The following is a 24,707-nucleotide window of genomic DNA, read 5'->3' on the forward strand; positions in this document are numbered from 1 at the left end:
CCCGCTGCTCAGATGTCGCTGTAGGCCCGCAGAACCCCGACCATGCTCCTGAGCTGAATGATGCAGTCCCCGGGCAGCGGATCCGGGTTGAAATGCATGACGATGTTGCGGATCTTGATGATCGTGACGAGCTGCTGGATGAAAAGACCGCGGTCCAGCGGCCATCCCAGACGCTGCCAGTTCTCCGGGGACTCCAGTACGGCCTTGTAGTCGCCCATGGTGAGGTTGTTGGCGTTCTCCAGGCCTTCACGCCCCTCATCGGCGCCACAGAATTTACGGATCACCTCCATGGAGAAATTCTCCGCGACGATACGACGCAGCAAGGTGTCGATCACACCGATGAGGAGGAAGGGCGTGGCCGCCTCGCTGTAGCGCTGGACGACATCGGAGGCGGTGACGATGCCGCTGAGACTCCCGTCCTCTCCATTGACCAGGACGTATCCCTTCTCTTGGATCTCCGGTAGGACCTCGATGAGTTCCTTGTGGAATTCCACCGGGTCGCAGGGTTCCACGGCGTCCCGAAGGCCGGCACCGGGATCTCGGCTCAAGGCCCGAGCCAAGCTCTTGAGCGTCACCACGCCCCGCAGGACGGGTTTCTTTCCTTTGCTCATGACGGGAAGCTGTGAGTAGTCCCGTAGAAGCATGGCGGTGAGTGCGCCTTGAAGGGAAGAGTTCTCCCGCACCCTCATCACGTTCGTGCTGGCCGAGGGCAGAGCACCCACGGCGGGACTCACCTGGTAGTGGCCCTCGACCGTGTGGACGAGTTTGACCCGGTCGTCCATGCCCTGGTCGCGAATGCTGGGTTTGGCGGTCAGGCCATGGTTGGCCAGGTCGGATTGAATGAGCTGTATGAGGTTGTGGCTTCGCCGGTCGGTGCCCCACAGCGCGAGCAGTTCACGGACGGTCATCTTCATGGGGGCGTGCCGATCCGCGCAGGCGCGTGCCTCGCGCAACTTTCCGTGGCGGCGCAGATTCAGGGAGAGGTGACCGCCGTCCTCCTCTCGGACGGACCTGTCGGCTTCCTTCTCCAACAGGATGCGACGTAACCGATCGAGGTCCCTGCCATCCTTGGTACGCCTCCAGGCGAACCACCCGTCCACGGAGGTGTTCCCCGTCACTTCCTGTGCGGCTTTCGTGGGATCGGGAAAAGGACGGGTGTCGGGCAGGATGAGCTGGGCGTCGGAAGAGACGGTGGCTCGGAATTCCCGCTCCGCCTCGGGAAGCTCCAGTACGAGTTCGTCTCCGGGTTCCAGAAGCCCTCGAAGGACGAGGTCGTGCAGGGTTATCGGGCGACCTCCGTCGAGATAGAAGGGTTCTGGCTCTTCTTCGGCATACGTGGACATTTTTCTCTCCTGACCCGTGAAGACGACCTGGTTCCAGAGTGGACTCATCCCCTGTGTTTTTTCCAGTGCCTTTTCCTCTCCCTTATCCCAAATTCGGGCATGGAACAGCTGTTTTCCTCCCTTGACGGAGGTCATGGAGGCCACGGCCTCGGAAGCCTCCCATCCCCTCGTTCCCAGAAGTACGGGCCCACCTTCTGTCACGGATGGGACAAGCGTTCTCGTTCACCCCTGCACGTGCGGCGGTGTCCGGGTAGGTTGGCCGGTGACTCCTGGTACTTGGAGCCGCCCTGCGGTTTCCCCCCGACCACGGAAGATCGATCGCCTTGCCGCAGCTGGCCATCCACAAGGACTTCCTCCACGAGTTCGCCAAGCTCGAAAAACCCGTGCAGAACAGGGTCACCGAGGTCTTCGCCAAGTTCGAGCAGGCCACCCACACCGGCCTGCACCTGGAGAAGATCACCGGCGCCCGGGACGACCGCTTCCGCACCATCCGCATCGACCAGTTCTGGCGGGGCGTGGTGCTGGCCCCCACCTCCGGCGACACCTACACGCTGCTGCGGGTGTTGCCCCACGACGACGCCTACGACTGGGCCAAGAGGCGTAAGGCCTCGGTGAACACGGCCACCGGTGGGATCGAGATCCGCGACGTGGCCGCGATCGACGCGAGCCTGCCGCACATGGAACGGATGGCCCAGAACACGCAGGACCGGCTCTTCGCCCACGTCAAGGACTCCGACCTGGAACGGCTGGGGGTGGACGAGCAGACACTGGCGTTCGCGCGTACGCTCACCGCCTCCTTCCAGTTGGACGCGGCCCGCGGGCTGCTGCCCCCGGTGCAGTGGGACGTGCTCTACGGCCTGGCGGCCGGGCTGAGCCCTGAGCAGGTCTGGCAGGAGTTGGGCGCGCAGATCACCGGGGAGGTCGACCCCGAGGACCTGGACGCGGCGGTCGAGCGCAGTCGCGACCGGGTGTTGTTGGTGGAGGGGCCGGCCGAGCTGATGGCGGCCCTGGAACACCCCTTCGACCTGTGGCGGATCTACCTGCATCCGGTGCAGCGCGCGGTGGTGGAGGCCTCCTACCGAGGGCCCGCCCGGATCAGCGGCGGACCGGGCACCGGCAAGACCGTGGTGGCCCTGCACCGTGCCCACCGGTTGGCCAGGGCGGGGGGACGGGTCCTGCTGACCACCTTCACCTCCACCTTGGCCGAGGCCTTGGATTCCAGTCTGCGCCTGCTCGCCGAGACCGATGGTGCGGGCGACTCCGCCACGGTGTTGGAGCGGGTCCGGGTGGAGCACATCGACCGTGTGGCCCACCGGGTGTTCCGGGAGGCGCACGGGCAGCCCGACCTGCTGAGCGCACAGCGTGAACGCCGGCTGTGGGAGCAGGTGATCGGGGAACTGGGCCTGGACCTGTCCCCTGCCTTCCTGGCCGAGGAGTGGCGTCAGGTCGTGCTGTCTCGGGGAGTGACCACCGCCGACGAGTACCTGGCGGCCAAGCGCACCGGTCGGGGACGAGGCCTCAGTGCCTCACACCGAGCCCGGGTGTGGCAGGCGGTCTCGGCGTTCGGTGAGAGGTCGGCCGAGCGTGGCCTGTGGACGCACGAGACCATCGCCGAGGAGGCGGCTCGGCTGCTCGAGGCCCGCGACGACAAGCCCTTCGACCATGTGGTGGTGGACGAGGCCCAGGACCTGCACCCGGGCCAGTGGCGTCTGCTGCGAGCCGCGGTCGCCGAGGGGCCGGATGACGTGTTCATCGCCGGTGACACCCATCAGCGCATCTACGGCCCCCAGGTGAGCCTGGCGGAGATGGGAATCGACATCCGTGGCCGCTCGTCCAAGCTGCGGATCAACTACCGCACCACCGCGCAGATCCTCGGTTGGAGTCTGGGACTGATGCACGGCCAGACCGTGGACGACATGGACGGCGGTCTGGACTCGGTCGCCGGATGCCGTTCGGAGATGCGCGGGGACGAGCCCCTACTTTCGGGGTTCACCACCTGGGAGGCGGAATTGCGCCACCTCGTCGACACCGTACGGGGCTGGACCGAGACAGGCGTCCTCCCCGCGGAGATCGGCGTGGCGGCACGGTCCAACCGAGCCGTGGACCAGGCGGTGTCCGCCCTGGAAGACTCCGGACTGCCCGCCCGGGCCCTGGCCAAGGGAACGGCGGACGGGGAGTCCGTCGCGGTCGGCACCATGCACCGGATGAAGGGCCTGGAGTTTCGTTGTCTGGCCGTGGTGGGAGCCGGTGGCCGACAGCTGCCCGCGCCCCACAGCGTCACCCCTGAGGAGGAGGATCCCGGCGCACACGCCCGCGACCTGCTGCGCGAGCGCAGTCTGTTGTTCGTGGCGTGCACCCGGGCCCGGGAGCAGCTGTACGTGAGCTGGCACCAGGCTCCCAGCCCCTTCATCGAGGCCCTCCTCGACAAGAACTGACTTCCCGCATACGCCGGTCCCGAACGGAAAGACGTCCTTCATGGCGAAACTGTCCACGCTTCTCGACCAGATCGACAACGGAACGGTCCTGCTGCCCGAGTTCCAGCGCGGCTACGTGTGGAACCGCGACCAGGTACGGGGGCTGCTGCGCTCCATGTATCTGGGCCATCCGGTCGGCAGCCTGCTGCTGTGGGAGACCTCCGCCGAGGACACGGCGGTGCGGGGAGGTTCCACCGGAAGTGGGACCCACCTGCTCCTGTTGGACGGCCAGCAACGCATCACCTCTCTGTACGGGGTGATCCGGGGGCGGGCTCCGGCGTTCTTCGAGGGCGACGCGTCCGCGTTCACCGGGTTGCACTTCAACGTCGAGGAGCAGGTGTTCGAGTTCCACCGCCCCCTGAAGATGAACGACAATCCGCACTGGGTGGACGTCACCGAACTCTTCGGCCAGGGGCCGGTCCCCTACCTGACCCGGTTCGCCGATGATCCCGAGCGGGCCAACACCTATCTGACACGGCTCAACCGCCTGCACCAGATCGTCGACAAGGACTTTCCCCAGGAGGTCATCACCGGAGCGGAGTGGACGACCGACGAGGTCGTCGAGATCTTCAACCGCGTCAACTCCGGCGGCACCAAGCTGTCCAAGGGCGACCTTGCTCTGGCGAAGCTGTGCGCGCAGTGGCCGGAGGCCCGCTCGACGATGCGCGCCAGCCTGGACCACTGGGCGGAGGCGGGGTTCGACTTCACCCTGGACTGGCTGCTGCGCAACGCCACCGCCGTGGCGACGGGCCGTGCTCTGTTCTCATCGCTGGACAACGTGAAGGTGGTGGAGTTCCAGAGGGCGCTGAAGGCTTCCGTCGACCACGTGGGAACGTTCTTGGACGCGGTGTCGGGGCGTCTGGGCCTGGACCACGACCGGGTGTTGATGAGCCGTTACTCGTTTCCGGTGGTGGCCCGGCTGTTGGAACTCAACGGCGGCCGGTTCGACGACGCGGCCCACCGGGACCGCGTCCTGTACTGGTACGTGCACAGTGCCCTGTGGGGACGGTACGCGGGCTCCACGGAGACGTTCCTGCAATTGGACTACGACGGGGTCAAGGAGGACGGTGTCGAGGGCGCGATCCGCCGCCTGTCGCGTTGGCGGGGCGGCAACCTGGAGGTCCGTCCGGACGATTTCGAGGGTTCCACGCGGGGTTCGCGGTTCTATCCGTTGCTGTACATGCTGACCCGGGTGCAGGGCGCACGGGACTTCGGCAGCGGGCTGGAGCTGAAGGCCGAGTCCCTGGGCAGGCTGTCCTCCCTGCAACTGCACCACATCTTCCCCAAGAGTGTGCTGCGCGACTCCTACGATCGCGGGCACGTCAACGCGATCGCCAACTTCTGTTTCCTCACCCAGCAGAGCAACCTCGAAGTGTCCGACCGCAGGCCCGAGGAGTACTTCCCCGAGGTGGAGGAACGCCACCCCGGGGTGCTGGCCTCCCAATGGATTCCGTTGGACCCGGACCTGTGGAAGGTGGAGAACTATCTGGACTTCCTGGCCGCGCGCCGGGAACTCCTGGCCGAGGCCGCGCAGACCTTCCTGGAGGAGCTCGCCACGGGTTCCCGACCTACGACGGAGGAGCCGTTGAGGCCGGTCACCGTGCTCTCCAACGAACCCGACGACGCGCGCAGCGTGCAGGTCCGGGAGATGGTGGAGGAACTGTTGCGCCGAGGTTACGCCGAGCCGGAGCTGGACGCGGTGATCGCCGACCCGGTCACCGGTCGGCCCGTCGCCGAGGCGGAAGCGTTCTGGCCGGAGGGGCTCCAACACGGGCTGGGCAAGCCGGTGGTGTTGGAACTGGACCCCGAGCAGGCCGACCTGCCGCGGCTCCAGGAGTTGGGGTATGAGGTGTTCACCTCGGTGGACTCCCTGCTGGGCTTCGTCAACCGCCTGGGACAGGAGGCGGCCGGGGTCGGCGAGGAGGAGGTGCCTCCTTCGGAGGAGGCCACGGCCGGTGTCGAGGCCGGCGACCTCCACCGCGCGATGGTGTCGATCTACGAGCGTGCCAGGAGCGAGGCCGGTTACACGCCGTCGTACTTCCTGGGGATGCTCGCCGAGCTGGGTGCGCTGGGGACGGCGCGCAAACTGCTCCACGCCCCCGCGGTCTCCGACGGATTCGCCAACCTGTGGGAGCGGGGCCGTCTCGATCTGACGGTGGAGGCGTTGGTGGTGCGGCCCGAGTACGCGCACCTGTTCACAGGTGAGGAGCTGGATCGGGCCCGGGGCCGTCTGGAGCAGTTCGGTTACCGCTTCCCGGACGAGTAGAACCTTCCTGTACGACGACGTTACTTCCAGCGTCACTGTGAGCCGTCGACGGTGACGCCGGGAGCAAGATCCACTGGTTCATGTCGCCGGCGCTCGCGCGCCCGCATGGTAGAGAAGCGCGCCTTTTCCCCGTGATCTTGCTCGGGGTGACACCGCCGAGCGCTCCCGGTGACGCTGGGAGCAAGATCACGGGGGAAGGTGGCGGGCCGGACCCCTTGCGTCCCCACGGAAACCGGAACGGGCCGGGGAGCGTCTGCAACAGTGCGGGGAGCACCTTCCCCCACGGGTGGCGGCCCGGCCAGGAGCCACCCGGCCGACCCCCGTCACCCGACCCCCGTCACCCGTGGCCTATGCGGCCCGGGCGTCTTCCTTCGAAGGACGAGGTCATGAACTCCACATCCCCCTCCCCCGATTCCGAACTCGCCGACTTCGTGAGGCAACAGCTGGTCCGCTGGACGAGCCGCGGTGTGTGCGGCTTCGTGTTGGGCGCCGTCGCGATCAACCTTCTGGCGGTGGTCATGGGCCTGGCGGGACCCTGGATCGCCTACCTGATCCTGCTCCTCATGGCTCCGCCGTGCGCGCTGGTGCTGATCGTGGAGAACGAACCCGAGACCGAGGGCGCGCTGCGCCGCACGGCGGGGATCTGGGCCCTGCTCCCGACCTACCTCTGTGTGCAGCTGGGCGTCCTGGGCGTGCTGCATCCGTGGTGGCTGGCGGGCTGGGTCGTCACCGGTCTGGTGAGTGCGCTGCTGTACTGGTGGGGCTCGCGGGACTGAGCCCGCGCCTTCCTCCGGTAGCCCCGGTGCCGGCCCCGGTGGGGAACGATCCCGTACCGGAACCGGCTGAGGCGGTGGCCGCACCGGCACACCTTGTCCGGATCTTTTGTGGGAGATGCACTCTCTTTCCGCGCCAGAAAGAACAGCACCTTTACGACGTAGATCAATAAAATTCTCCGGTGGGACCGCCACCCGCACGGTACTTTCACGATGAAGTGGCCTGACCTTCCTCCAGGCCTCGGCCGCCCGGGGTACGCGGCTGGGACCCGCTTCGACGGCGATCAGTCGAAGTGACGACAGGAAGGGGAATGACGCCTCGCCGAGGCCTCCGGGGAAGCGGACGACGCTTCCGGAAGTGATCGCCTCCCCACGGAGGCGCGGGACGTCGCCCCTCCCCTGACCCGGCGGTGAGGGCTCGGAGCAGCAATGGCCCGCCCCCGTCAGTCCCAGTGGCAGCGCGGATGGGGGACGATCCCGTACCGGTAGCGGTACCGGTGGACCCGGGGGCCGTGACCACACCGGCGGCCCTCTCCTCTTCCTCTGCGTGGGACCGTGTCCCTGTCCTCCATCGAGGCGAGGGCGCCCGTGGGCGCGGCGGGGGCGCGCGGCGCCAGGAGGGCGTGGGGGTCGCCGAGCACGGCGGTCAGGGCGAGTATGAGAAGTCCGGACCAGGTACGGAAGAACGTGCGGCGTCGCTCTGGCATGTCCACCAGCCTGACCTTTGTCGCGCTGGGTCGTGACCCGATCACGCAAAGGAGGGCTGTCCGCTTCAGGCCAAGGGTGGTGGGTGTGGGGCCGTGCCGGTCCGGGTAACCGGTGCGCCTCCTCGGCCCACCGACCGGCGCGAGCCCCCGGCCCACCGGCTCATGGGGCCGGGAACCAAGGGCTGCCGGTCACGTCCGGAGGGCCTGGGGTCACAGGGCGCGCAGCACCACCAGGTTGCAGGTGATGTTCTCCTTGACGTGGTAGACGCTCTGCGGGACGTTCTCCTCCAGGCGGACGGCCCCCGCCTTCTCCAGGGCCTCCACCTTGGCCTTGTACCCGGAGGGCTCCCAGATCCCTTCCAGGACGGTGACCACGATCGGGGCCCCCGGGCGGGCCGCGCGCACCAGTTCGTCGAAGGCCTCGGGGCCCACGTGTCCCTCGGTCATGGTGCCGACGCAGATCACCGCGTCGTAGGAGTCGTCCTCCACGGGCAGGCGCCGGGTCAGGTCGGCCTTGCCCAGGTCGCGGTAGACGCCCTTGTCGCGTGCCTTGTCCAGCATCGCGGTGGACAGGTCGAGACCGTCGATGACCTCCAGTCCGTGTCCGGCCAGGGCGGCGCCGACCAGCCCGGTCCCGCAGCCCGCGTCGAGGATCTCGGCGCGCGGCCGGTCCGCGAGCAGTCGGCTCAGGCGTTCGGCGGCGTGCTGGGGGGCGGCGTAGCCCATGCCCTCGGTGGTGTCGTGCTCGTAGGTCGCGGCCCACTCGTCGTAGGTGGCCTCGCACTCCTGCGGGCTCTTCAGGGCGTACACCCGGTCCAGGATCTTGCGGTGCTCGCTCATACTCGCTGCCTCCCTCGTCGTCGGCGTCCGGTCACCGGCGCTCCCCTATTTCCGGCGAAAAGGACGAAACACCTCATCGCCGACCATACAAGGCGGAGTGTTCGCGGATTCGGGGCGGCCTCTCCCCCACCACCGCACCCGGACAGGGAGGAGCCCCGCGGACGGGAGTGGGTCCGCGGGGCTCCGACGGCCGGGAGCGGTCGCTGTCGATGGGAGGGATGGGCGCGACCGTGGCCGCCTCGTCTACTTGCCCGAGCCGGCGAACACCCCCTGCACGAAGGACCGCTGGAAGGCGAAGAAGACCAGCAGCGGAACCAGCATGGAAAGGAAGGCGCCCGAGGCCAGGACGTCGATGTTGGTGCCGAACTGACGCAGCTGGGAGCGCAGGGCCACCGTCAGGGGGGCCGAGTCCGGGCTGGTGAACACCAGGGCGACCAGCATGTCGTTCCACACCCACAGGAACTGGAAGACCGCCAGTGAGGCCAGCGCGGGGCGGGCCACCGGCAGGACCACCCTGCGGAAGATCCGCCACTCACCGGCGCCGTCCATCCGGGCCGCCTCCAGCAGGTCCCGGGGGATGTTCACGAAGAAGTTGCGCAACAGGAACACCGCGAACGGCAGTCCGAAGGCGACGTGGAACAGGATCGCCCCGAGGATGGAGCCGAAGATCCCCAGGGCCCCGTACAGCTGGGAGATGGGGATCAGGGCCGCCTGGATGGGCAGCACCAGCAGGCCGACGACGCCGACCATGATCCAGTCGCGTCCGGGGAAGTCCATCCACACCAGCGCGTAGGCGGCCAGCGCCCCGATCCCCACCACCAGCAGGGTCGAGGGCACGGAGATGTAGACCGTGTTGAGGAAGGACCGGACCAGGACGTCGTTGTCGACCAGGCCTCGGTAGTTGTCCAGTGTCAGCTCGGCGGGTTTGAGCAGGACCGTCCACCAGCCGCTGTTGGTGTTGTCGGCCTCCGACCGCAGCGACACCAACAGCAGACCGATGACGGGCACCATCCAGAACAGGGCGACCAGGACCAGGACGGTCTGCAAGGCGCCCGAGCCCAGTCGGGACAGGAGTCGGGAGGCCATGCCCCGGCGCGGAGCGCCGGAGACGGACACCTCGACGACGGAAGGTGACTTCTGGGACGTGGTGGTCACGAGCGCTCCCGTCGGAATCGGCGGATGTTGAAGTACATGATCGGCAGGACCAGCACCAGGAGGAGGACCACGAGGGCGCTGCCCAGCCCCTGGTTCCCGCCGGCGCCGAAGGACACCTGCCACATCCGCAGGGCGACCACGCTGGCGTCGGCCTGGACCGATCCCGGAGCGATCACGAACACCAGGTCGAAGATCTTCAGGACGTTGATCATCAGGGTCACGAACACCACCAGCAGCAACGGCCCTAGGAGGGGGATGGTGATCTTGCGGAACACCTGCCACTCGGTGGCGCCGTCCACCCGGGCCGCCTCCAGGGCGTCCCGGGGGATGGCGGCCAGGCCCGCGGCGATGAAGGTGATGGCGAAGCCCGTCATGATCCACACCCACGAGGAGATGATCACGGGGGTGACCAGGGTGGGTCCCAGCCAGGTCAGGCCGCGGAAGGGTTCGGTGAAGTTGTCCGCGGTCAGGTGGATCTCGTACTCGCCCGCGCCCAGGCCCGTCAGGGTGAAGCGCCCGTCGTCGCCGGAGGTGGTGGTGGCGGCGACCTGACCGTCCCTGAGCGCCTCGATCGTCATGCGGGGCATGCCGTTCTCACCGTCGTCGACGGTGCCGGCCTCCCCGCCCAGGGCGATGTCCAGCCACACCACGCCCTCGATGGTCCCCTCCGCCGCGTCGGGTACCGCGGCGGGGGCGGCCTGTTCGGGCATCTCGCCGGGGCGGATGCCGACCAGGGGAAGGGCCGCGGTCTCCCCCACCGTGTAGGCCCGGGTGGTGGTGAAGCCGCCCAGGGCGGTGTCCTCGGCCAGTTCGTCGCCCCGCGGTCGTGCGCCGGGGTACTCCGAGGGGGAGGCGAAGACGTCGTGCACGGTCACCACGGCGGCGTTGACCACGCCCCGGTCGGGGTTCTCGTCGTAGACCAGTCGGAAGATGATGCCGGAGGCGAACAGGGAGATCGCCATGGGCATGAACAGCAGTACGCGGAAGGCGGTGGCCCAGCGGACCCGTTCGGTGAGTACCGCGAAGACCAGCCCCAGTCCGGTGACCAGCGCGGGGGCCACCAGCACCCAGATGCCCGTGTTGCGGATCGCGACGAGGGTGCGATCGTCGGTGAACATCCGGGTGTAGTTGCCAAGGCCCACGAACTGGGAGCCCGAGGCGTCGAAGAGGCTGCGCACCACGGAGTACAGGGCCGGGTAGGCCAGGAACACTCCGAGGAAGAGCAGGGCGGGGAGCAGGAACAGGGTGGCGGGTCCGAACAGGCGCCGCCAGGCGGGGGTTTCGCGGGGTGCGGTCATCGGTGGCCTCGGCCTACTCGCCGTGGGCACGGGCCGCCTCGTCCTCAAGGCGCTCCATCGTGCCCTCGACGTCGGAGGGGTCGGCCAGGAAGTCCTGGAGGGTCTGCCACATGCCGTCGCCGACGGTGGCGCCGAAGGCGGCGGGCTGGAGGTCGGACAGGTCGAAGCGCACGCTGTCGCCGGCCAGGACGATCTGCTCGGCGACCTGGCCCAGGACGGGGTCGGCGTAGTCGTCGGCGGTCAGGTTCCGGTTGGGCGAGACGAACCCGCCGATGGCGGCCCACTCCCGGGCGGCCTCCTCGGTGGCCAGGAAGCGCAGCAGCTCCATGGTGGCCTCACCGTCGGTCATGGCCACGGCCGCGTCTCCGGCCACGACGACGGCCTCGCCCTCACCGCCCACGTGGGGGAAGGGGAAGACCTGGGCCGTGTCGCCCACGGCGGCGTTGGTGCTGGCGGTGACGACCCCGCCGATGAAGTCGGCGCCCACCACCATGGCGGCGTCGGGGTCGTCGCTGTAGACGTTGACCACCGAGGTGGGGAAGTCGGTCTGGAGGCTGCCGTTCCCGCCGCCCAGCATGAGCTGTTCCTGTCCCCACACCTCGGCGAGGGTCTCCAGGGCGACCTCGACGCTCGGGTCGGTCCAGGGGATCTCGTGCGCGGCGAGCTGGTCGTACATCTCCGGTCCGGCGGTCTGGAGGTACACGTTCTCGAACCAGTCGGTGAGGACCCAACCGTCGGCCCCGGCGATCGACAGCGGGGGGATGCCGACGTCGGCCAGGTCCTCCGACAGTCCGACGAACTCCTCCCACGTCTGCGGCGGCGCGGCGCCGGTCTCGGCGAAGAGGTCGTCGTTGTACCAGACCAGGGACTTGTTGGCGACCTTGAGGTAGACGCCGTAGGCGGTGCCGTCGACGGAGCCGATCTCGGTCCAGGCCCCGGCCATGTTGTCGTCGAGCACCTGGGAGACCTCGTCGGAGAGCGGGACGAGGGCGCCCTCCTCGGCGAAGTGCTCGATGAGTCCGGCCTGCGGGATGAGCGCGACGTCGGGTTCGTCACCGCCCTGGATGCGGGTCTGTAGCACGGTCTGGAGGTCGTCTCCGGCTCCGCTGTAGGAGACGCTGGCCCCGGTCTGCTCCTCGAAGAGCGCCAGGACCTGTTCGAAGGCCTTCTGTTCGTCGCCCGCCCAGGGGCCGACGATCTCCAGGGCCTGGCCGTCCAGGTCGGCGCCGTCGGCGGACGCCGAGCCGCCGTCACCGCAGGCGGTGGCGACCAGGGTCAGGCAGAGCGCGGCGGCGCCCACGCCGAGCGGACGGAGGAGGCGGGAGTGGGTGGGGGTGGGTGCTGACATGGGGGAACACTCCTCAGGAGTCGTGGATTGCCGTGCCCGTGGCGGGGTCGAAGAACTGGAGCCTTGCGGTGTCCACCGCCACGGAGATGGTCTGGCCCTCGAACACGTGGGTGCGGGGGCTGAAGCGGCCGACGAGGACGACACCGTCGTCGGTGGCCGGGAGGGTCTCGTCCGCTCCCGTGTCACGGGCGAGTTCACGGGTGTCCTCGGTGACGACGGGGGCGGCGTCCAGGGGAAAGTGCACGAGGACGTCGGAGCCCATGGCCTCGACCAGGTCCGCCACGGAGGTGAGGGTGGCCCCCTCGGTGGAGCCGACGATCTCGGCGTCCTCCATGTCCTCGGGGCGGATGCCCAGGACGACCTTCGCCCCGGCGTAGCCGCGCAGGGCGGGCCGTCGGTGCAGGAGACCGTCGGGCAGGTCGAGGTACTGCTCGCCCACCCGGACGCGGAACCGTCCGTCGTCCTCGACGAGTTCGACGCAGATCAGGTTCATGCCGGGTGAGCCGACGAAACCGGCGACGAACAGGTTGCACGGGTGGTCGTACAGTTCCTGGGGCGGTCCGACCTGTTGGAGGACGCCCCTTTTCATCACGGCCACCCGGTCGCCCAGGGTCATCGCCTCGGTCTGGTCGTGGGTGACGTAGACCGTGGTGACGCCGAGGTCGCGTTGGATCCGGGCGATCTGGGCGCGCATCTGCACGCGGAGTTTGGCGTCCAGGTTGGACAGGGGTTCGTCCATCAGGAACGCCCGGGGCTCGCGGACGATGGCCCGGCCCATCGCCACCCGTTGGCGTTGGCCGCCGGAGAGGTTGCCGGGTTTGCGGGTGAGGTGCTCCTGGAGTTCCAGGACGTGCGCGACCTCGCGGACACGTCTGTCGATCTGGTCCTTGGGGAGTTTGCGCAGACGTAGTCCGAACGCGATGTTCTCGAAGACGTTGAGGTGCGGGTACAGGGCGTAGGACTGGAAGACCATCGCCACGTCCCGGTCGCGGGCGGGCACACCGTTGACCACCTGGTCACCGATGCGCACGGTGCCCTCACTGATTTCCTCCAGTCCCGCGATCATGCGCAGCGCCGTGGTCTTGCCGCAGCCCGAGGGGCCGACCAGTACCAGGAACTCGCCGTCCTGGATGTCGAGTGAGAGGTCGTCGACCGCGCGAGTGCCGTCCGGGTACACCTTGCCCAGGCGGTCGATCACGATTTCTGCCACGACACCTCCGTGGAGCGGGCACGGGGGTGCCCGACAACAGGCCGTGCCGGTGCGCGACCCGCGTGATGTGACGCGCGCCACCACCGGCGATGTGTGACGACAGTAGTTCCGCCCTCCCTAAGGAAGCCTTAACGAAGCGTCTCGTTCGACTTAAGCTCCCCGGGTTCGACCGTGCCGGTCACCCGAACGTCACGCCTGCGTACCGTGGGTTCCCGGGCTCGTAGGCGCGGTCGGTGTTGGCTAACGTGTGCGCATGGCAAGGGTCTTGCTGGTCGAGGACGATCAGATGGTGCGCGACGCCCTGGTGCGGGCGCTGAGCGGTCTGGGGCACGCGGTGCTGCCCGTGGGGACGGCGTTGGACGCTCTGCGCGAGGCCGCCGAGCACGAACCCGACCTGGTCATCCTGGACCTGGGGTTGCCCGATCTGGACGGGGCGGCGGCCCTGCGGATGCTGCGCGGTCACAGCGACGTCCCGGTGATCGTGGCCACGGCGCGCGGCGACGAGCGGTCGATCGTGCGTCTGCTCAACGACGGTGCCGACGACTATGTGGTCAAACCCTTCTCCAGTACCCAGCTGGCCGCGCGGATGAACGCGCTGCTGCGCCGCTCGGGCAGGGCCTCCTCCACCACCGGCTCCCCCGGCGACCTGACGGTCGGCGAGCTGTCGATCAGCCTGACGCGCCGTCAGGCGGTGCTGGCGGGCAGGCCCCTGGAACTCTCCCGCCGCGAGTTCGACCTGTTGGCGTACCTGGCGGAACACGCGGGGCGGGTGGTGAGCCGCCGGGAGTTGGTGGAGGCGGTCTGGCACCAGCGGCCGTTCGTGGGCCACGACCAGACCATCGACGTGCACATGTCGTGGCTGCGACGCAAGCTCGGGGAGAGCGCGAGCCGTCCCAGGTACCTGCACACGGTGCGGGGCGTGGGGTTGAAGTTGGTGGAACCGAGTTGAGACGGCTGCTGACACGCGCGGTCACCCTGGCCACGGTCCTGGTCGCGGTGGTGATGATCGCCGTGACGGGCCTGTGGGCCTGGCGGAAGGCGCACGAGAGGGCCGAGGTCGACATCCGTTCCCAGGCGGAGGCGGTGGCGGCGGTGGCCGGGGCGGGGACCGGCCCCGAGGTGCTGCGCAGGGTGGTGGCCTCGACCCCCGCCGGGGCACGCGGTCACCTGGCGGTGCACCTGCCCGACGGCACGACCGTGGGGGCCGGCCGTGCGCGCAGGGCCGATGTGGCCTCTTTGGCCGCGGAGGCCGAAGGGCCCTTCGAGCACACGGTCCCGGTGGAGGAGGGGACCGTGTACCTGGTGACGGTGCCCGCCTCCGAGGGCGGTGTGTCGGTGGTGGAGGTGTACCAGCCCCGGTGGGAGGCGACCGCCGGGCTGGGCCGGGCCCTGCTCGGGCTGGTCCTGGTGGCGTTGGTGGTGGTGTCGGGGTCGGTGCTGATCACCGATCGTCTGAGCCGGCCCGCGCGGCGTGCGCTGCGCGCGCTGGCGGACACGGCCGTGGCGATCGGGGAGGGCCGGTTGAACGCCCGGATAAGGGTGCACGGACCACCGGACCTGGTGCTGTTGGGGGAGTCGATCAACGCCATCGGCGAGCGTGTGCAGGAGCTGCTGGCCAAGGAGCGGGAGATGGCGGCCGACGTCTCGCACCGGTTGCGCACCCCGTTGACGGCGCTGCGTCTGGACACCGAGCTCGTGCCCGGGGCGGAGGGCGAGCGGATACGGGGGGCGATCGCGGCGTTGGAGCGCGACGTGGACGACATCATCCGCGACGTGCGTCCGCACGAGCCGGTTCCGGAGGCCGAGCGCGCCTGCGACCTGTCCGGGGCGGTGGCCGATCGGATGGGTTTTTGGTCGATGCTCGCCTCCGACCAGGGCCGTCAGGTCACCTTGGACCTTCCCGACTCCCCCGCCCGGGTGGCGTTGACCCAGGAGGAGTGCGTCGCGGTACTGGACGCGTTGGTGGGCAACGTCTTCCGGTACACCCCCTCCGGTGGTCCGTTCGCGGTCGTGGTGGTCCGGTACGCGGGGTGGGTGACCCTGATCGTGGAGGACGCCGGACCGGGTTTCGCCGATCCCGCCGCCGCCCTGCGGCGTGGCAGCAGCGGGGGCGGATCGACGGGGCTGGGGTTGGACATCGTGCGGCACGCGGTGGAGGCGACCGGGGGGACCGTGTACCTGGAGCGCGGCAGGCTCGGTGGAGCACGGGTGCGGGCGCGCTTCGCCCAGTTGGACGTGGCGCACCAGGAGGAGCAGCCACGGGCCTGGAGGCTGCGCCGCTCCGGTTGAGGCCCCTGTTCGAGGTCTCTGCGGTGGTCCGGCTCCCGACGGGGGCGCCCGCGTGGTCAGGGGTTCTGGTCGGCTCCCCGGGTGCCGGTCTCGGTGCCCTCGGGCACGCGGCGGGCCCAGTAGGTGGCCACGAGCGCGCCGGACATGTTGTGCCAGACCGAGAACAGGGCGCCGGGGAGGGCGGCGAGTGGCGCGAAGTGGGCCGTGGCCAGGGCGGCGGCCAGGCCGGAGTTCTGCATGCCCACCTCGACGCTGATCGCGCGGCGGGCGGTCTCGGGCAGCCTGACGGCCATGCCGACCAGGTAGCCCAGTCCCAGACCCAGGCAGTTGTGCAGCACCACGGCCAGGGCGACCAGGAGTCCGGTGGAGAGCACGGCGTCGGCGTTGGCGCCCACCACGGCGGCGACCACCACGACGATGCCGGTGACCGACACCAGCGGCATCGCGGGCAGGATCCGCTCCACGAACCGGTCGGCCGCCATGCGCAGCAGCAGTCCGGCGACCACGGGCAGCAGGACGACCTGCGAGATCGAGACGAACAGGTCCCCTGCGGGGACGGGCAGGGTCGATCCGGCCAGTCCCAGGACCAGCAGCGGGGTCACCAGGGGCGCGAGCAGGGTGGACAGCGAGGTCATCGCCACCGACAGGGCCACGTCGCCTCGGGCGAGGTAGACGATGACGTTGGAGGCGGTGCCGCCGGGGGCCGAGCCGACCAGGACCATGCCCACGACCAGCAGCGGCGGCAGGCTCAGGGTGTGGGCGATGGCCCACGCCAGGAGCGGCATGACGGTGTACTGGGCCAGGATTCCGAAGATGACGGCCTTGGGGTGCTTGACGAGTACGGCGAAGTCCACCGGGCGCATCGTCAGTCCCATGCCGAACATGATGACGCCCAGGAGCAGGGAGATGTGCGGGGCGACGAGGGAGGCCTGCTCGGGGACGAGCAGACCCGCGATCCCGCCGAGCAGGACCAGCGGGGCGAACCACCGGCCGACGAGGTCGGCGATGTTCGTGATGACGTTCATGGTCGCTTCTTCCCGTGTGCGTCCCCGGGCGGTCGCCGGTGCGAGGGGTGGGCATCGCGCGGTCATGGTAGTCCCACGGAGTCGTCGGGTGTCCGGTCGGGGCGGCCCGTGTGTCCGGGGACGGGCGCGGTGTCGGCCCCGGAAGGGTGCGGGGCGTGGTGAGGGCCACAGGGGCGGGGCTCGGCGTGCGGTGACGATCCGCGTGCGCGGGGAAGGTGCCTTCTCATGACGGACATCTCCCCAGACGACGAGACGAAGGCGAACAACGGCCCTCGGGAGTGGCGGTTCGTGTGGCGCCACCGGTACGCGATGGTGCTGGCCCTGGTCGTGGCACTGATGGTCGGCACGTGGGTGGCGCAGAGCGCGGCGCGCCCCCTGCTGTGGGTGGCGGGGGCCCTGGTGGTGGCGGCCCTGGTGTGGTGGTGCCGTGGGCGGATGGTCCTGGCCCGTGAGCGCAGGGCATTGGGCAGGGTGGACCTTTCCGAGGTCGACCGGATGTCGGGCCGAGAGTTCGAGGAGCACGTCGCCGCGTTGATGCGGGTGCACGGCTACACGGCGGTGACCGTGGTGGGCGGCGCCGACGACGGAGGGGTGGACGTTCTGGGGCGCGCCCCGGACGGGCGGGCGGTCGTGGTGCAGTGCAAGCGGTGGAACGACCCGGTGCCGCCCAACGACGTGCGCGCCTTCATCGGCGTGTTGAACAGCGGATACGAGGGCTACCAGGGGATCTTCGTGGCCTCGTCCGGGTTCACCGCGACGGCCGCGGAGGAGGGAAAGGGCCACATGACCTTGGTGGACCGGGACGGACTGGCCCGGTGGATGGCCGGTGTGGAGGTGCCCGAGCCGCCGCGAGGGTGAGGGCGTGGACCCGGCGTCCCCGCCGAACGGGTCTCAGCGCGCCTTCCCCGCGAAGACCGCGCCCGTGTGGCGCTTGCGCCCGGAGGGGTCTGCCAAGGAGAGCGAGGAGAGGCGCCGTCGTCCCGGGCCGGGAGAGGGGCGGGGGTCCGACCGGGAGCGGGGCGGGGGTCCGGCCGGGAGCGGGGGCGAGTGGGAGGGATCGGGGCCCGAGGAGGGCACGGGGGGCGAAGGGAAGGGCATGTTCGGCTCGGGGGGCACCGTGTTCTCCGTGGTGATAGGGGATTTTCTTCGGACGAGGCCGGAGAGGAATTCCTATCACGCCTGCGGGCGCGGTACCTCCGGAAATACCGGAAAGAAGCTCTTTTTCCTTGGCACGTTCCCCATCCCCGTTGTCACCCGACGGAAGTGACTCCGGTGTCACCATCGACCGCCGACAGTGACCATAAGGGCGAGATCATCGCAATTCAGCACCCTGAAGCCAACGGACCGCACGGCTCGGAGTGCACGGAAAGGAAGAGCACGATAGCCTTCCTTTGCTGAGAAAAGCCTCGGAAAGGCATCAATGCGACATTCCCCCATGTTCGCCCGCTCCCTGTTCCTGGCCGGTCTCCTGACGGCGCTGCTGTCCCTTCCCTCCCCGACGTACGCGATGACCGATCCGCTCGGCGCGTTCTACGCCCGCATGCTGGAGGAACACGACGGGGTCTTCGTGGAGGAGGAACTCGCGGGGCTCCTCGACCGGGAGGAGACCGCCGACATACTGCGCTCCCTGCTCGACGACCATCACGTTGACGTCCACCTGGTGGTCATCGCGGGTCGGGGCGAGTACTTCGCCGCACATGAGTTGGCCGAGGCCGTCCACTGGCACACCAGTCATCCGATCATGGTGCTGTCCATGGACAGCCTCCACATCGGCACTGCGGACATCGCCAGGGCGGGGATCCCGCAGAGCGCGGCGGAGTACGCGGGCCTCACCGGCGGCTGGTACGAGCACCCCGAGGACAAGCTCGAACGTGTGCTGCGGATGGCCGGACACCCGGATCTGGAGGAACTGGCGGAGCAGGCCGCGAACGAGGTCGAGGCCCGTGCCGACGTCTCGTCCGAGAAGGCCGGCAACGGCCGCGCCACCCTGTACTGGCGCGAGTACGCGTGGGTCTCGTGGGCCGGCGGTGTCCTCGGTGCGGCCATCGCTTACGCGGCGGTCGTCTCGGCCCTGCGCTGGTACCGGTTCCGCCTCCGTCCCGGCGTGGGGGAGAAGCGATGACCCCCGAACGCAGACGACGCATCAGGGGGCTCGGGCTCCTGAGCCTCCTCGCGCTGTGCACGGCGCCCTCCCCCGCGTGGGCCGTGGACTCCGTCGAGCAGATCACCGACCTGTCCCGGGTGGAGCGGATCGCCGAAGAACTGGAGGAGAGTCCCCTCTACATCCACCACAGCCTGCGGGGACGGTGGAGCGACGACTCCCAGGCCGCACTGGAAGAGCGCCTGGGGTCCGCGCCCCTGGCCGATCTGTCGGTGCGCGTCGTGGTCCTTCCCTCGGTTCCCGAGGACGAGACCGGAGGCCGCCCCACCCTGTTCCTGCACGCCCTGCACGAGGTGTCCGGACACGACGGGGTGTACGTGGCGATCACCGAGGACCGCCGGGTGGCCCTCGCCGCTTTCGACAGCCCCGTCCGGCTCCCGGACATCGAGCCCCAGGAGTTCACGTCCCCGCACAGAGTCCGTGTCAAAGAGGTCCTGGACCTGGTGGAGGAGGCTCCGCACGGCCCGCCTTCCTCCACCGCGCTCGTCGAGGACTCCCCTCCTGAGAGAGGTGACACGGTCCCCCGGCCGCGCGGGGACGCCGAGCGGTTCTGGGATGCGGTGGCGCCCCCGGGCGTCCTCATCGGCCTGCTCGTCGCGGTCGTGCGGGTGCTGGTGCACAGACCCTCCCGGTGGCGCCCTCTGAGGGAGTCCCTGCGCTCCTGGGCCGCGCTCGTGGAACGCCTCACCCCCTCCAATGACCTATACCGGGCCCGTAGGGCCCCCAACCGGCCGTGGCGCTGGTGGCTGCGCCTGACCCTGCGGCGGGAACTGCGCCACCTGCATCGACTCCTGGAGAGGGCTCCGGCGGACCATCCCGAACTCACCCGAGCGGTACAGGCCTACGACGCGGCGGGGTTGGTCGCCCGGTCCCCGCACCTTCCACCCCAGGCCATGGTCTGCGCGGTCGTCGTCGCACGCCATGGGGTCCAACTGGTCGAACGCCCCGATCTGCCGCTGCTCGAACCCTGTCACATCAATCCGTTGCACGGTGCGGCCACCGAGCGCCACCGGGCCTCCCTTCCACGGCAGCGCCGATTGACGTGGTGGGTCTGTGCCCGTTGCGCCACGGGCCCCCTCGACCTGCGCATCCGTCCTTTTTCTCCCTCTCTTCCGATCCGAAGTGACCGGGGGATCACCCACTACCGTCACGCCAGGGACGCCTGGGCCCGGGCGACCACCGACCCAGAACAGGCCTTCTGGCGCGTGCGTAGAGAACTGGAGGTCTGAGCGATGCGAGTGCTCATACCGGTCGCCCTGTCATTCCTTCTCGCCTTGACCTCCCTGTCCGGTATCGCCTCGGCGGCCCCGACGAACTACGACGGAGCCTACGAGGAGACGACCTGGATCCTGCCGAACACCCTGATACACGACCCCCTCTACGTCGGTCCCGTCCACCGGGGAAGCCTGACGGCGGAGGAGGAGTACGCCCTGCGCGAGCGGCTGAAGAGTATGGGGACCCCCGTCTACGTCGTCTTGGCCGGTCAGGCCGAGGAAGTGGAACGCTACTCCGAGAGGTTGGCCTATTCCTCGGACACCGCGGGGTACTACTTCGTCGTCGGGGCGGACGGGCGAACGATCCACGGGGCCCAGTTCGGGCTGGACGACACCACGGTCGACGGGATGAACACGGCCCAATTGGCCGCAGAGGTGGCCAACGGCGGTCTGCCCGGTTCCTCCCTGGCCAAGCGCCTGAACCGCGCGGTCGACCTGGTCGAGAGCGGTACGGCCGCCCGCGCCTACCGCATCGGTCCCGTGACGCCCGTGATCGCGTTCCTCCTGGGGGCCGCCCTGCTCGGCACCGGCACCTGGTTCGGGGTGCGCCGGTGGTCGCGGCGCCCCGTCCGCGTGGCGCCGCTGACGGCGACGGTGTCCGCCACCGTCGACCAGGCCCAGGAGGAGGAGTACCGCACCCGGCTCGGCGAACGCCTCACCGGCTGCGGACAGCGGGTCTCGGCGCACACCTCCGACGACTCCGACAGGACCCGGACCGCGTTGGAGGCCTACACCGCCGCGGCGAAGATCCTCGACTCGTCCGTCGACAAGTCCGACCTGGTCGGCGTGCACGTCCTGTTGGACATGTGCGAGGCTGCGCTGAACGGCGAGATCAGCCCGGCGCACTGCTTCTTCGACCCGCGCCACACCGGCGGCAAGGCCTTCGTCCGTTGGCGGGCCCCCGCCTCGTTCGAGTCGGTGAGGGTGCTGGCGTGCCGTGAGTGCCGTCAGGCGATCCGGCGGCACCGCACCCCTCCGGCCGTCCTGGACTCCACCGGGGAACGTCCGCTGCCCTACTACGCGGTCCCTCCAGAGAACAGCGTGTGGGCGGCCACCGGGTACGGCACCCTGGCCTCCGACCTGCCCGGGCGCGTCATGCGCGGCGACCACCGCGGGTAAGTGGGCCGGACACGGCCCCTCCCGACCTGGGGAGGGAACCTACTTCTCGACCGGCAGCGCGAGCTCGACCAGGGCCGAGCACTCCTCCAGGCAGCCGTTCACCCTGAGCGTGCCACCGGGGACGGCCGCGGGGAAGAAGAAGGCGGCGTGCGTGGTCGCACCGGCGTCGAGTTCGAGGCGGCCCGCCGCCGACTGCGTCCGACGTTCGCGGCCTCCCCTCCTTTCGTAGGAGGCCTGGAGCAGGTCGAGGCTCGCCCGTTCCCGCGCGCTGAACTCGACCGTCACCACCAGGGTCTTGTCCACGACGGACTGGTAGGCGGTCACCAGGTCGGCGCGCACGCCCTCGGACTCGTCGCCTTTCCCCTCGGCGACCAGGAGGGAGGGGCCCGGGTCGCGTCCGTCGACCAGCAGACCCGTGACCAGACCGTCCTCGACGGTGAGGTCGCTGTAGGAGACACAGGACGGTTCGGTGCCCGGCTCGCCCGCGGGGCACAGTTCGTGACCGTCCGCGGTGTCGTTCACCTCGGTGTTCGGAGCGGGGTCGCCCTCGTCGGCCCAGGCCTGGGCGACCGCCGCCTGGTGGGTGAGGTAGGCGTGGGCGTCGGAGCCCTCGGCCGTCAGGGCCAGTCCCTCGCGCATCCGTTCGGGCTCTCCGGTGCGGGCCAGGGCCGCCACGTACGCCTCCTTCGGCCCGCCCTCCCCGGCGGCCACCCTGGAGCCGGGTGCCCAGGGGCTCGGCCCGGGAAGGTCGGTGGGCGCGGAGGTCCGCTGTCCCGCGGCGCACCCGGTGGACACGAGGAGGATCAGGGCCACGGCGGCGGCCGACCGACTCGGCGTCATGTCCGTTTTCTCCCCCCATGAGAAACCGCGACCAGGAGAGCCTACGGTGTGGGGCGGCCAACGGGGGGACTGCGCAACGTAAGGAGTTCTTGGCCCGGTGGCGCGCACCGGGCCGCTCCCGGTCGAAGAGCGGCCCGGAACGGGGCGGGCTCAGGGCCGCAGCACGACGGGGAACTCCTTGAGGCTGGTGACCGAGAGCGCGGTCTGGATCTGGAGCTCCTCGTCGGGGACCGCCAGTCTCAGGTCGGGGAAGCGCTCGAAGAGCATCGGCAGGACGATCCTTGCCTCCAGACGTGACAGCGGCGCGCCGGGGCAGATGTGCGGCCCGTATCCGAAGGAGATGTGGCGTCCCTTGGTGCGGGTCGGATCGAACACCGACGGGTGCGGGTCCTCCCCGAACTCCGCGCGGTCACGGGTCGCCGCGCCGTAGTGCGTCATCAGGGCCTCCCCCTTGCGGATGGTCCGGCCGCAGAGTTCGACGTCCTCGGTGGCGAAGCGGAACATCATGACGTTGTTCGGGGGGTCGTAGCGGAGCGTCTCCTCGATCACCGCCTCCCACGTGATCTGGCCCGCGCGCAGCCGCTCGTGCCACCGCGGGTGGGCCAGCAGGGCGCGCACCACGTTGTTGAGCAGGTTGACGGTGGTCTCGTGTCCGGCCGCCACCACGGTGAGCAGGGTGATGGTGATCTCGGTGTCGTTGAGGGGGTCGCCGTCCTCCTCCCCCGCCTTGAGCAGGTCGGTGGTGAAGTCGTCGTGCTCGTCGACGGTGGCGCGCTTGCGCGCGACCATCTCGGAGAAGAACTGGAACAGCGCACCGTAGATCTGTAGGTGCTCGCCCTCTTCGGTGGTGCCCGAGAAGAGCTTGGCGTACATATCGCCGAGCTGTTCGTACTCGGCTTCGGCGACCCCGTACAGCTCCCCGATCACGGCCATGGGCACCCGGAAGGTGAACTCCGACCTCAGGTCCAGGACCTCGTGCGCGCGGGACTCCAGGGCGTCGAGCGCCCGGGCGGTGATCGCCTCGATGCGCGGACGCAGGCGCTCCACCCGGCGCGCGGAGAACGGGCTGGCGATGAGTCGGCGCATGCGCCGGTGCGGGGCCCCGTCCTGGGCGAGCATGTTGGAGTTGTCCAGGGGGATCGTGCCCAGCAACGGCCAGCCTTGGGGGACGCGGCCGCTCTGGTAGTCGTCCCAGTGGTCGACGCTCTTGACGAACCGAGGGTCGTTGAGGGTGGCGCGGCTGACCTCGTGGTGGGTGGTGGCCCAGGCACGGACTCCTCCGGGGAGTTCGACCCGGGTGAGGGGGCCTTCCTGGTAGAAGCGCTCCCGGTCGGCCTGGACGTCGTCGGGGACGGCGTGCAGGACGGGGACGCCGTCGGCGGTGCGCTGGAGGGGGCAGGACATCGTCAGTGCGCTCCTTGCGGGGAGGTGGGGGTGAACGTCACCGGCAGGGACGTGACGCCCCTGACCCAGGGGGAGGGCCGCCAGCGGACCTCCTCGGCGGGGATGGCCAGTTCGACGTCGGGGAGGCGGTCCAGCAGGACCTCGATGGCGGTGGCCGCCATGATCTCGGCGATGCCTCGGGCGGCGTGGGGGCAGCTGTGCTCTCCGTGGGAGAACGACAGGTGGGCGTGGTTGCCCTGGACGACCCCGGTGTGTCCGTCCTGGCGCAGGCGGGGGTCCTTGTTGGCCGCGGCGAAGCCGAGCAGGATCAGGTCGCCTTTGCCGATGTGCCTGCCGTCGAGCCGCACGTCGTGCGCGGCGAAGCGGCCGGCGTTCATCTGGGAGGGTGAGTCCTCCCACAGGACCTCGACCAGGGCCTCCCCCACGCTGCTGCGGGCGCCGGCGATGGAGACGGCGAAGCGGTCGTCGGTGAGCATCAGCCGCAGGGCGTTGCCGATCCACTCGGCGGTGGTCTGGTGTCCTCCGCCCAGGACGGCGACCAGTTCGGCGTTCAGGTCCTCGTCACCGTAGCCGGCGGGGTGGGCGATCATGCGGGAGACCACGTCCGCTCCGGGTTCGGCCCGCCGTGCGGCGATGAGATCGGTGAACTCGGCGACGATGGCGGCGTGGGCCCCGACCGACTCGGGTCCGGCGTCGAAGACGGTGCTCATCAGGTCGGTGACCACCTCGCCGCGTTCGTCGTCCAGGCCGTACATCCAGCACAGGACCAGCGCGGGCAGCCGCTGCGCGTACCGGGCGCGCAGGTCGGTTCCGGTGGAGCCGCAGAAACCGTCGATGAGGCGATCGGCGATGCGGGTGGTGACCGTGCGCACCTCGTGGGGGTCGGCCCCGTTGAGGGCGTCGTTGACCGCGGCCGTGCGGCGGCGGTGGTCCTCACCCTCGGCGGAGAGCAGGTTGGGCATGGGGGCCAGCACCGGCAGCAGGGGCCAGTTCTCGGGGACCAGGTGCCAGGCGTTCCATCGGCGGGGGTCGCGGGCGAAGGTGTCGGGGCTGTTCAGGACGTGGTGGAGTTCGCGGTAGCCGATGACCAACCAGGCGGGGACGTCCCCCTCCATGAGCACGGGCACGACCGGGCCGTGCCGCTCGCGCATCCACTGGTAGAAGCCCTGGGGATCGGTGTT

General features: G+C 69.7%; 20 protein-coding genes. 9 read left to right on the top strand and 11 right to left on the bottom strand.

From position 1 onward, the window contains the following. Positions 1–8: 8 nt before the first annotated feature. Positions 9–1,343 carry a restriction system modified-DNA reader domain-containing protein gene (locus PFX91_RS14160; RefSeq protein WP_285731995.1) on the bottom strand — a complete coding sequence of 445 codons (1,335 nt, stop codon included), beginning with the start codon at positions 1,341–1,343 and terminating at the stop codon, positions 9–11. Between the two features lie 323 nt (positions 1,344–1,666). On the opposite strand from PFX91_RS14160, the gene PFX91_RS14165 reads away from it, so the two are divergent. The 3 genes from PFX91_RS14165 to PFX91_RS14175 all read left to right on the top strand — a co-directional run bounded on the left by PFX91_RS14165 (position 1,667) and on the right by PFX91_RS14175 (position 6,859). Continuing rightward, positions 1,667–3,778, top strand: coding sequence for a UvrD-helicase domain-containing protein (locus tag PFX91_RS14165; RefSeq protein ID WP_285731996.1), 2,112 nt, complete (start codon positions 1,667–1,669; stop codon positions 3,776–3,778). A 40-nt stretch (positions 3,779–3,818) separates the two neighbouring features. Then, positions 3,819–6,083 carry a GmrSD restriction endonuclease domain-containing protein gene (locus PFX91_RS14170; protein ID WP_285731997.1) on the top strand — a complete coding sequence of 755 codons (2,265 nt, stop codon included), beginning with the start codon at positions 3,819–3,821 and terminating at the stop codon, positions 6,081–6,083. A 386-nt stretch (positions 6,084–6,469) separates the two neighbouring features. Beyond that, the gene (locus PFX91_RS14175; protein ID WP_285731998.1) at positions 6,470–6,859 is read left to right on the top strand and encodes a hypothetical protein; all 390 of its coding nucleotides are present in this window, start codon (positions 6,470–6,472) and stop codon (positions 6,857–6,859) included. A gap of 440 nt (positions 6,860–7,299) precedes the next feature. On the opposite strand, the gene PFX91_RS14180 is transcribed toward PFX91_RS14175, so the two are convergent. The 6 genes from PFX91_RS14180 to PFX91_RS14205 all read right to left on the bottom strand — a co-directional run bounded on the left by PFX91_RS14180 (position 7,300) and on the right by PFX91_RS14205 (position 13,414). Further along, positions 7,300–7,563, bottom strand: coding sequence for a hypothetical protein (locus PFX91_RS14180; protein ID WP_285731999.1), 264 nt, complete (start codon positions 7,561–7,563; stop codon positions 7,300–7,302). Between the two features lie 210 nt (positions 7,564–7,773). After that, positions 7,774–8,403 carry a class I SAM-dependent DNA methyltransferase gene (locus tag PFX91_RS14185; RefSeq protein WP_285732000.1) on the bottom strand — a complete coding sequence of 210 codons (630 nt, stop codon included), beginning with the start codon at positions 8,401–8,403 and terminating at the stop codon, positions 7,774–7,776. A 243-nt stretch (positions 8,404–8,646) separates the two neighbouring features. Next, positions 8,647–9,558 carry a carbohydrate ABC transporter permease gene (locus PFX91_RS14190; RefSeq protein WP_285732001.1) on the bottom strand — a complete coding sequence of 304 codons (912 nt, stop codon included), beginning with the start codon at positions 9,556–9,558 and terminating at the stop codon, positions 8,647–8,649. After that, positions 9,555–10,856: an ABC transporter permease gene (locus PFX91_RS14195; RefSeq protein WP_285732002.1), complete on the bottom strand. Its 1,302-nt coding sequence runs from the start codon at positions 10,854–10,856 to the stop codon at positions 9,555–9,557. Before PFX91_RS14195 ends, PFX91_RS14190 begins: the two co-directional genes overlap by 4 nt. Positions 10,857–10,869: 13 nt before the next feature. Continuing rightward, positions 10,870–12,204: an ABC transporter substrate-binding protein gene (locus PFX91_RS14200; RefSeq protein WP_285732003.1), complete on the bottom strand. Its 1,335-nt coding sequence runs from the start codon at positions 12,202–12,204 to the stop codon at positions 10,870–10,872. A gap of 13 nt (positions 12,205–12,217) precedes the next feature. Continuing rightward, positions 12,218–13,414 carry an ABC transporter ATP-binding protein gene (locus tag PFX91_RS14205; RefSeq protein ID WP_285732004.1) on the bottom strand — a complete coding sequence of 399 codons (1,197 nt, stop codon included), beginning with the start codon at positions 13,412–13,414 and terminating at the stop codon, positions 12,218–12,220. A 253-nt stretch (positions 13,415–13,667) separates the two neighbouring features. Between PFX91_RS14205 and PFX91_RS14210 the strand changes: the two genes are divergently transcribed. Together PFX91_RS14210 and PFX91_RS14215 are read left to right on the top strand one after the other, a co-directional pair. Next, a complete protein-coding gene (locus PFX91_RS14210; protein ID WP_285732005.1) occupies positions 13,668–14,363 on the top strand; it encodes a response regulator transcription factor in 696 nt (231 codons plus the stop codon). Continuing rightward, the gene (locus tag PFX91_RS14215) at positions 14,360–15,703 is read left to right on the top strand and encodes a sensor histidine kinase (RefSeq protein WP_285732006.1); all 1,344 of its coding nucleotides are present in this window, start codon (positions 14,360–14,362) and stop codon (positions 15,701–15,703) included. Before PFX91_RS14210 ends, PFX91_RS14215 begins: the two co-directional genes overlap by 4 nt. 56 nt (positions 15,704–15,759) lie before the next feature. Here PFX91_RS14215 and PFX91_RS14220 read toward each other — a convergent pair whose 3' ends face one another. Beyond that, the gene (locus PFX91_RS14220) at positions 15,760–16,728 is read right to left on the bottom strand and encodes a bile acid:sodium symporter family protein (RefSeq protein ID WP_285732007.1); all 969 of its coding nucleotides are present in this window, start codon (positions 16,726–16,728) and stop codon (positions 15,760–15,762) included. Between the two features lie 225 nt (positions 16,729–16,953). Here PFX91_RS14220 and PFX91_RS14225 point away from each other — a divergent pair, with 225 nt between their 5' ends. The 4 genes from PFX91_RS14225 (at position 16,954) to PFX91_RS14240 (ending at position 21,282) form a co-directional block, all read left to right on the top strand. Beyond that, positions 16,954–17,586 (top strand): restriction endonuclease, encoded by a 633-nt coding sequence (locus tag PFX91_RS14225; protein ID WP_285732008.1) that lies wholly within the window; start codon positions 16,954–16,956, stop codon positions 17,584–17,586. Between the two features lie 562 nt (positions 17,587–18,148). Then, positions 18,149–18,850, top strand: a complete 702-nt coding sequence (locus PFX91_RS14230) for a hypothetical protein (protein WP_285732009.1) — start codon at positions 18,149–18,151, stop codon at positions 18,848–18,850. Further along, complete coding sequence (locus PFX91_RS14235; RefSeq protein WP_285732010.1) at positions 18,847–20,118, top strand: hypothetical protein; 1,272 nt, start codon at positions 18,847–18,849, stop codon at positions 20,116–20,118. The genes PFX91_RS14230 and PFX91_RS14235 overlap by 4 nt, the downstream gene beginning before the upstream one ends. A 3-nt stretch (positions 20,119–20,121) precedes the next feature. After that, complete coding sequence (locus PFX91_RS14240; RefSeq protein ID WP_285732011.1) at positions 20,122–21,282, top strand: hypothetical protein; 1,161 nt, start codon at positions 20,122–20,124, stop codon at positions 21,280–21,282. A 39-nt stretch (positions 21,283–21,321) separates the two neighbouring features. Here PFX91_RS14240 and PFX91_RS14245 read toward each other — a convergent pair whose 3' ends face one another. The 3 genes from PFX91_RS14245 to PFX91_RS14255 form a co-directional block, all read right to left on the bottom strand. Then, the gene (locus PFX91_RS14245) at positions 21,322–22,122 is read right to left on the bottom strand and encodes a hypothetical protein (RefSeq protein ID WP_285732012.1); all 801 of its coding nucleotides are present in this window, start codon (positions 22,120–22,122) and stop codon (positions 21,322–21,324) included. A 150-nt stretch (positions 22,123–22,272) separates the two neighbouring features. After that, positions 22,273–23,526, bottom strand: a complete 1,254-nt coding sequence (locus tag PFX91_RS14250) for a cytochrome P450 family protein (RefSeq protein WP_285732013.1) — start codon at positions 23,524–23,526, stop codon at positions 22,273–22,275. Between the two features lie 2 nt (positions 23,527–23,528). Beyond that, positions 23,529–24,707: cytochrome P450 (locus tag PFX91_RS14255; RefSeq protein WP_285732014.1), on the bottom strand; the 1,179-nt coding region annotated here is incomplete at its 5' end.

Origin of the sequence: Nocardiopsis sp. ATB16-24 (assembly GCF_030271535.1) — a bacterium.
In the GTDB taxonomy this organism is placed as follows: Bacteria; Actinomycetota; Actinomycetes; order Streptosporangiales; family Streptosporangiaceae; genus Nocardiopsis.

What these genes read in the sequence shown, in the direction of transcription:
- PFX91_RS14160 (WP_285731995.1), bottom strand. Translation starts at nt 1,343, where the DNA reads ATGTCCACGTATGCCGAAGAAGAGCCAGAACCCTTCTATCTCGACGGA.
- PFX91_RS14170 (WP_285731997.1), top strand. Translation starts at nt 3,819, where the DNA reads ATGGCGAAACTGTCCACGCTTCTCGACCAGATCGACAACGGAACGGTC.
- PFX91_RS14175 (WP_285731998.1), top strand. Translation starts at nt 6,470, where the DNA reads ATGAACTCCACATCCCCCTCCCCCGATTCCGAACTCGCCGACTTCGTG.
- PFX91_RS14180 (WP_285731999.1), bottom strand. Translation starts at nt 7,563, where the DNA reads ATGCCAGAGCGACGCCGCACGTTCTTCCGTACCTGGTCCGGACTTCTC.
- PFX91_RS14185 (WP_285732000.1), bottom strand. Translation starts at nt 8,403, where the DNA reads ATGAGCGAGCACCGCAAGATCCTGGACCGGGTGTACGCCCTGAAGAGC.
- PFX91_RS14195 (WP_285732002.1), bottom strand. Translation starts at nt 10,856, where the DNA reads ATGACCGCACCCCGCGAAACCCCCGCCTGGCGGCGCCTGTTCGGACCC.
- PFX91_RS14200 (WP_285732003.1), bottom strand. Translation starts at nt 12,204, where the DNA reads ATGTCAGCACCCACCCCCACCCACTCCCGCCTCCTCCGTCCGCTCGGC.
- PFX91_RS14210 (WP_285732005.1), top strand. Translation starts at nt 13,668, where the DNA reads ATGGCAAGGGTCTTGCTGGTCGAGGACGATCAGATGGTGCGCGACGCC.
- PFX91_RS14220 (WP_285732007.1), bottom strand. Translation starts at nt 16,728, where the DNA reads ATGAACGTCATCACGAACATCGCCGACCTCGTCGGCCGGTGGTTCGCC.
- PFX91_RS14225 (WP_285732008.1), top strand. Translation starts at nt 16,954, where the DNA reads ATGACGGACATCTCCCCAGACGACGAGACGAAGGCGAACAACGGCCCT.
- PFX91_RS14230 (WP_285732009.1), top strand. Translation starts at nt 18,149, where the DNA reads ATGCGACATTCCCCCATGTTCGCCCGCTCCCTGTTCCTGGCCGGTCTC.
- PFX91_RS14235 (WP_285732010.1), top strand. Translation starts at nt 18,847, where the DNA reads ATGACCCCCGAACGCAGACGACGCATCAGGGGGCTCGGGCTCCTGAGC.
- PFX91_RS14240 (WP_285732011.1), top strand. Translation starts at nt 20,122, where the DNA reads ATGCGAGTGCTCATACCGGTCGCCCTGTCATTCCTTCTCGCCTTGACC.
- PFX91_RS14245 (WP_285732012.1), bottom strand. Translation starts at nt 22,122, where the DNA reads ATGACGCCGAGTCGGTCGGCCGCCGCCGTGGCCCTGATCCTCCTCGTG.
- PFX91_RS14250 (WP_285732013.1), bottom strand. Translation starts at nt 23,526, where the DNA reads ATGTCCTGCCCCCTCCAGCGCACCGCCGACGGCGTCCCCGTCCTGCAC.